This window comes from Bradyrhizobium sp. ORS 375, assembly GCF_000239775.1.
Taxonomy (GTDB): Bacteria; Pseudomonadota; Alphaproteobacteria; order Rhizobiales; family Xanthobacteraceae; genus Bradyrhizobium.
The window spans coordinates 1-6,441 of the sequence record NZ_CAFI01000208.1 but is presented as its reverse complement, the minus strand read 5'-3'; the positions used below and the strand labels follow the sequence as shown (position 1 = coordinate 6,441).

Annotated in this window: 7 protein-coding genes; 3 read left to right on the top strand and 4 right to left on the bottom strand. The window is 66.1% G+C overall.

Annotated elements, in window-relative coordinates:
• Positions 1-38 precede the first annotated feature (38 nt).
• Positions 39-494 carry a GatB/YqeY domain-containing protein gene (locus tag BRAO375_RS17775; protein WP_009028848.1) on the bottom strand — a complete coding sequence of 152 codons (456 nt, stop codon included), beginning with the start codon at positions 492-494 and terminating at the stop codon, positions 39-41.
• Between the two features lie 192 nt (positions 495-686).
• Here BRAO375_RS17775 and carA point away from each other — a divergent pair, with 192 nt between their 5' ends.
• Both carA and BRAO375_RS17765 read left to right on the top strand, forming a co-directional pair.
• Positions 687-1,883 carry a glutamine-hydrolyzing carbamoyl-phosphate synthase small subunit gene (carA, locus tag BRAO375_RS17770; protein WP_009028847.1) on the top strand — a complete coding sequence of 399 codons (1,197 nt, stop codon included), beginning with the start codon at positions 687-689 and terminating at the stop codon, positions 1,881-1,883.
• Positions 1,884-2,031: 148 nt separating this feature from the next.
• Positions 2,032-2,526: a PaaI family thioesterase gene (locus tag BRAO375_RS17765; protein WP_009028846.1), complete on the top strand. Its 495-nt coding sequence runs from the start codon at positions 2,032-2,034 to the stop codon at positions 2,524-2,526.
• An 11-nt stretch (positions 2,527-2,537) separates the two neighbouring features.
• On the opposite strand, the gene BRAO375_RS17760 is transcribed toward BRAO375_RS17765, so the two are convergent.
• A complete protein-coding gene (locus BRAO375_RS17760; RefSeq protein WP_009028845.1) occupies positions 2,538-4,109 on the bottom strand; it encodes an ABC transporter substrate-binding protein in 1,572 nt (523 codons plus the stop codon).
• 45 nt (positions 4,110-4,154) lie between these two features.
• Positions 4,155-5,324: an ROK family transcriptional regulator gene (locus BRAO375_RS17755; RefSeq protein ID WP_009028844.1), complete on the bottom strand. Its 1,170-nt coding sequence runs from the start codon at positions 5,322-5,324 to the stop codon at positions 4,155-4,157.
• Positions 5,325-5,461: 137 nt separating this feature from the next.
• On the opposite strand from BRAO375_RS17755, the gene BRAO375_RS17750 reads away from it, so the two are divergent.
• Entirely contained in the window at positions 5,462-5,995 is a 534-nt protein-coding gene (locus BRAO375_RS17750; protein ID WP_009028843.1) for a cupin domain-containing protein, read from the top strand.
• On the opposite strand, the gene BRAO375_RS17745 is transcribed toward BRAO375_RS17750, so the two are convergent.
• On the bottom strand, positions 5,996-6,325 hold the full coding sequence (locus tag BRAO375_RS17745) for an ArsR/SmtB family transcription factor (RefSeq protein ID WP_009028842.1): 330 nt from the start codon (positions 6,323-6,325) through the stop codon (positions 5,996-5,998).
• Between the last annotated feature and the right edge of the window lie 116 nt (positions 6,326-6,441).

Genomic DNA, 6,441 nt, shown 5'->3' with positions numbered 1-6,441 from the left:
GCCCTCGCGGCTCGTCTCTCGCTGTAGCAATCAGCAGATCAGCTCGACAGCGCGGCCTTCACCAGGGCGCTGGCCTTGGCAAAGTCCATCTGGCCGGTGTACTTCGCCTTCAGCACCGCGATGACCTTACCCATGTCCTTCATGCCGGCAGCGCCGGTCTCCGTGACCGCGGCTGAGATCGCCGACTTCACCTCGTCGTCGCTCATCTGCTTCGGCAGGTAGGCCGAGATCACCGCGATCTCCTCGCGCTCGCCAGCGGCGAGCTCGGCGCGGCCGCCCTTCTCGTACAGCTCGACGGATTCCTGGCGCTGCTTGATCATTTTCTGCAGCACGGCGAGCACGTCGGCGTCGGTGAGCGGCGGCTTGCCCTCGCCGCGGGCGGCGATGTCGGCGTTCTTCAGGGTCGAGTTGACCATGCGAAGGGTGGACAGCTTGCGCTCGTCCTTGGCCTTCATCGCCTCCTTGACCGCGTTGTTGATGTCGTCGCGCAGCATGATCTCGCCCTCTCGAATTCGGTTGGCGGCTGGTCTAGGCGGTTCGTCCCCGCGAAACAACTCGGTTCCGCATCCGTTCCAGTGACGGACGGCGAAATCGAGCGATTCTCAGCGCAAATTGACCGAAATCGCGTGTGAATCGGCCGCCTCACGCTTTGACGCCGGGCTCAAGCCCCACTATGTAGGGGCCTCATGACACACATCGATACTGACGCCGCCTGGCCGGACCATAAACCGACCGCGCTCCTCGTGCTCGCCGATGGAACGGTGCTGGAAGGCTACGGCCTCGGCGCCGAAGGCCACGCCGTGGGCGAGGTCTGCTTCAACACCGCCATGACCGGCTATGAGGAGATCCTGACGGATCCGTCCTATGCCGGCCAGCTCATCACATTCACCTTCCCGCATATCGGCAATGTCGGCACCAACGACGAGGATATCGAGACGGTGAACATGGCGGCGACGCCGGGCGCCCGCGGGGTGATCCTGCGCACCGCGATCACCGATCCGTCGAACTACCGCGCCACCCGGCATCTCGACCAGTGGCTGCGCGCCCGCGGCATCATCGGCCTGTCGGGCATCGATACGCGCGCCTTGACCGCGCTGATCCGTTCCAAGGGCATGCCGAATGCCGTCATCGCGCATTCGAAGACCGGCACGTTCGATCTCGACGCGCTCAAGAAGGAAGCGCGGGAGTGGCCAGGGCTGGAGGGCATGGACCTCGTGCCGATGGTCACCTCGGCGCAGCGCTTCAATTGGGACGAGACCCCCTGGGTGTGGAACGAGGGTTTTGGCCAGCAGGCCAAGCCGGAGTTCAACGTCGTCGCGATCGACTACGGCATCAAGCGCAACATCCTGCGCCTGCTCGCCGGCGTCGGCTGCAAGGTGACGGTGGTGCCGGCGACGACCTCGGCCGAGGACATCATGGCGATGAAGCCGGACGGCGTGTTCCTGTCGAACGGCCCCGGCGATCCCGCCGCGACCGGCAAATATGCGGTGCCGGTCATCCAGCAGGTGATCGCCTCGGGGACGCCGACCTTCGGCATCTGCCTCGGCCATCAGATGCTCGGCCTCGCCGTCGGCGCCAAGACCAAGAAGATGCATCAGGGCCATCACGGCGCCAATCATCCGGTCAAGGACGAGACCACCGGCAAGGTCGAGATCACCTCGATGAACCACGGCTTCGCGGTCGACCAGGACACGCTGCCGGCGGGCGCGACGCAGACCCACATCTCGCTGTTCGACGGCTCGAACTGCGGCATCGCGCTGGAAGGCAAGCCGGTGTTCTCGGTGCAGTACCACCCCGAAGCCTCGCCCGGCCCGCGCGACTCGCATTATCTGTTCCAGCGCTTCGCCGAGCTGATGCGCGAGAAGAAGCGCAGCGCGGCCTGACGCCGAGCTCGTGACGAGGATCGAATGCCCGGGTCGCTCCCGGGCATTTTTTTCGCCCTTGCCTTCTTGACGACGCCGCCGCCGTTTTGCGCTCGCGCTGCGTTCGCCTTCTTTGTATGATGAACATCATTTATTTGGAGAATGGGACATGAGCGAAGCCGTCGTATCCGGGATCGAATTCGGCGTGGTGCCGGTGTCGGTGCTGGCCTCGATGCCCGGGCTCGATTTCGTGCGCGGCGTCTTTGCAGGGACGCTGCCGCAGCCGCCGATCATGCGGACCGTCGAACCGTTCGACTGCACCGCGGAGCCGGGCCATGTCGTGATGCACAGCGTGCCCGGCTTGCGGCACTACAACCCGATCGGCTCGGTGCACGGCGGCTACGCGGCCATCCTGCTGGATTCGGCGATGGGACTCGCCGTCCAGACGCGGTGTCCGCAGGGCAGCGGCTACACCACGCTCGAGTTCAAGATCTCCTTCGTCAAGGCGATGACCGAGGCCACGGGCGTGGTGCGGACCGAAGGCACCACGCTGTCGTTCGGTCGCCGCGCGGCGACCGCGGAAGCGCGGATCGTCGACACGCAGGGGCGGCTGCTCGCGCATGCCACCACCACGTGCCTGGTATTCGAGCTGCCGAAGGGCTAGCCCGCGCTGTCTCACTTGCGTGAGACGTTCCAGTACACCGGCGCCGGCGGATTGAGGATGCCGGTCAGGTCGGCGCGCGCGGCGCGGAACTGATAGGCCACCGCGATCGGGATGTATGGCACGGTCTGCACGGCGCGCTGCTGGATCTGCGCGGCCAGCGCCTTGCGCTCGGCCATATCGGCGGAGTCGCCGAAGGCGGCGCGCAGCTTCTCGATCTCGGCATCGCACGGCCAGCCGAACCAGGCCTTGTCGCAGTTCGAGCGCAGGCCGAGATGGCTGATCGGCAGCATCATATCGAGACCACCCGGACCCGAGATGAAGATCGACCAGCCGCCCTGCCCGACCGGCTCCTTCTTGGTGCGACGGCTGACGACGCTCGCCCAGTCCATCGCCTGCACGTCGACCTTGAAGCCCGCGGCCTTGAGCTGCTGCTCGGCGACCAGGCTCGCGGGGTGGATCTGCGCATTTTCCGAGGCGTCGAGGATCACGACCGGCGTGCCGTCATAGCCGCTCTCGCGCAGCAGCGCCCTCGCCTTCTCCAGATCGAACGACGGGAATCCGGCCTCCGTGTAATAGGGCGAGGCGCAGATGTAGAACGATCTGCAGGCCTTGATCAGCCCGCCCTCGCCGCCGCCCCAGGCTTCGATGTAATCAGTTGGATTCACGGCGAGCAGAGCGGCGCGGCGGATGGCGGGATTGTCGAACGGCGGCTGGATCGAGTTCAGGCGGATCTGCTGCGCCACGCCGATCTCGTCCTGGTTGGAGACGACGACGTTCTTGCCGGCCTTCGCCACCGGAACGAGATCGGTCGGAATGTCCTCGGCGATATCGAGCTCGCCCTTCTTCAGCGCGTCGAGCGCGGTCTGCTGGTCCGGGATGATCAGCCATTCGACGCGGTCGAACTTCACGACCTTGCCGCCCGAGAGTCCCGACGCCGGCTCGGCGCGCGGCACGTAATGGGGGTTCTTGGCGAACACCAGCTTGGAGCCCGGCACCCATTCATCCTTCTTGAAGACAAAGGGCCCCGAGCCGGTCTGATCCGCGAGGGGCTGGCCGGCAGCGGTCGCGGCGATGACCCGTGCCGGAACAATGAAGGGCACCGGCGCGCCCGGCTTGGCGAGCGCATCGAGCACGAAGCCCCAGGGCTCCTTCAAGGTCAGGCTGAAGGTCCTGGCGTCGACGACCTCCCAGGAGGCGCCATGGGCATTGAGCATCTGCCCCATCGCATCGGCCTGGCTCCAGCGCTTGAGCGAGGCGACCACGTCCTCCGACGTCACGCCCGCCCCGTCCCCGAATTTGAGCCCGTCGCGCAACTTGAAGGTCCAGATCTTGCGGTCGTCGGATGTAGTCCAGCTCTCGACCATCTGCGGCTTGACCTGCAGCTTGTCGTCGACCGTGAACAGCGTGTCGTAGATCATGTAGCCGAAATTGCGCGCGATCGAATCCGCGGCGATCGTCGGGTCGAGCACCTTGAGGTCGCCCGACGGCTTCACCTTCAGCACGGTGTCGGCGTTTGCGAACGTGGCCGGCAGCGCTGCGGCCAGGCAGAGCAGAGCGCCCGCCAGAGCGTCGTGTGATTTCATGCTTTCCTCCCCATGATCGTCGGACGCGACCGCCGCCGATGTGTGTCAATTCGAGATCAGTTGCTGCTGCTGCGCGCGGCGCGCGCCGCTGCGGCGGATGAACGAGAAGGCGGCAAGCGCCAGTCCGGAGACCGGCTCGCGCCCGAGGCTGGCCGTGGAGAATGTGAGCGCGATGCCCTGCAAGCCGCCGAGGCGCGATGCGCCGATGGCTTCCATCACCACCGCGCGATCCTCGGCAGGCAGAGCCCCGGGCCATCCCGCGATGACGACGTTGCGCTGCCGGGTGAGATTGAGCGCGTTGCCGATCGCCAGGCCCAAGAGGCCCAACCGAGCCTTGATCTCCGCCCGCGCCGCCGGCGAGATGTCGTAATCATCGGGCCAGCGGTCGCCGCGGCCGATCAGATCGCTTTCCTGCACCTGAAGAATGTCGGCGAGCGCAACCGTCGACACATAGGGTTCGAGGCAGCCGCCGTGACCGCAGCGGCAGCATCGGCCGCCGCGATCGATCACGACATGACCGATCTCGCAGGTCTCGACATCGCCGCTTTCAGCGAGCTCGTCGACGATCGCGGCGCCGACGCCATGACCGACGAACACGAAGAAATACGAGCCGCCGAGCACGCCCGTTCCCATCTGCAGCCGATGCGCGACGGCGCGGGCGACCATCGAATTGGTCAATCGCGCCGGCGTCTCCGGCAACTCGCGCTGCAGGGCGTCGGCGAGCGCCGCAACATCGAGCGGCACGATCGGGCTGGCGCGCAGATCGGGATCATAGCCCGGAATCGAGACGGCCAACTGCTCCAGCACGATACCACGCGGCGCGGCCCAGGACCCGAGCTCACAGACCGCCCGGGTCACCGTCGCCGTGACCGCGGCGGCGCCGATGCCGTCAGGCAGGTCGTAGCGCTCCGCGTACAGCGTCTCGCCGGCCAAGGTGCCGATAGCGGCATAGAGGCGGTTGTTGGAGATCTCGATCGCGGCAACGGAGATGGCGTTGCTCAAGGTGATGAATAGGCTCGGGCCGCCGCGATAGGGCGCCGCGCGCCGGGTCTCCTCGATGACACCCTCGGCCTTCAGATCGCTGATGATGCGCGAGATGCTGGCTTCGGTCAGCGCGACACCCGCGGCCAGATCGGGCCGGAAGGAGCCGCCGGAGCACCAGAGGTATCCCAGGATTGCAGATCTCGTGTCGTGCCGACTACGGACGAGCCGCACACGGTCCTCCCGAACTCATTCTTACTTATTGTAACGCTATCCAGCGGAGGATGGGGTGTCAATGTGGCCTCACGGCGCGCCGGAACGGTGATGATGCTGATCGTGTTGATGGCGGGAGCGGTCGGTCGGGAGCGGGCATGACATCGAGGCACACAGACAGCAGCGCGCCGATCAGCATCGTGTTTGCCGATGATGGCTTGGTGCCGAACAATCCGATGCCGTTCCTGGTCTACAGGGCTGCCATCGCGCTCGATCGCGACGATCCCGCGGCGAGCATCGAGCGTGTGTTCGGCGGCAACGGCTGGGGCGACACGTGGCGCAACGGCGTCTACGACTATCTGCATTTTCACGCGACCGTGCATGAGGCGCTCGGCGTCGCCAGCGGCACGGCGCGGGTGCGCTTCGGCGGCGATCAGGGCCAAGAGCTCGAGCTCAGCCCGGGTGACGTTGCGATCCTGCCGGCCGGCACCGGGCATCAGTGCATCTCCGCCAGCGCGGATTTCTGCATCGTCGGCGCCTATCCGCCCGGGCCGAAGATGCAGATCACGCGACCGACGCCGGAGAACCATGCCCGCGCCTTGAAGAGCATTCCGGACGTGCCGCTGCCTGAGACCGATCCCGTGCGTGGCGCGAGCGGTCCGCTCACGCGGCTGTGGCATCGCGCGCGCTGATCAGGCGCAGTACAGCCGATACAGCGTCTGCAGGACCTCACGGACTTCGTCACTCGCCAGCCGGTAATAGATCGTCTGGCCATCACGCCGGGTCGCGACCAGGTCGAGGGCGCGCATCATGGCCAGATGCTGGGACAGCGCCGCCTGGCGCAGACCCACCTGCTCGGCGAGCTCCCCCACGGCGCGCTCGCCGTCGATCAGGTTGCAAAGCACCATGAGGCGCTTCGGGTTGGCCATGGCCGAGAGCAGCCGCGCGGCCTCCTCGGCTTTGTCCTCCAGGCCCGCGGCCACCGAGACAGCCTTGGCTTTGCGTGCGACCCGCGTTGTCATGATTGTTACTTCTCTAGCTTCGTATATAAGAAATAATGCATATGAATATCGATTGCAACACGCTGCCGAGGACCGCAGGACAACATGATCAGCGACCATACCTTCTTGACCGCGCT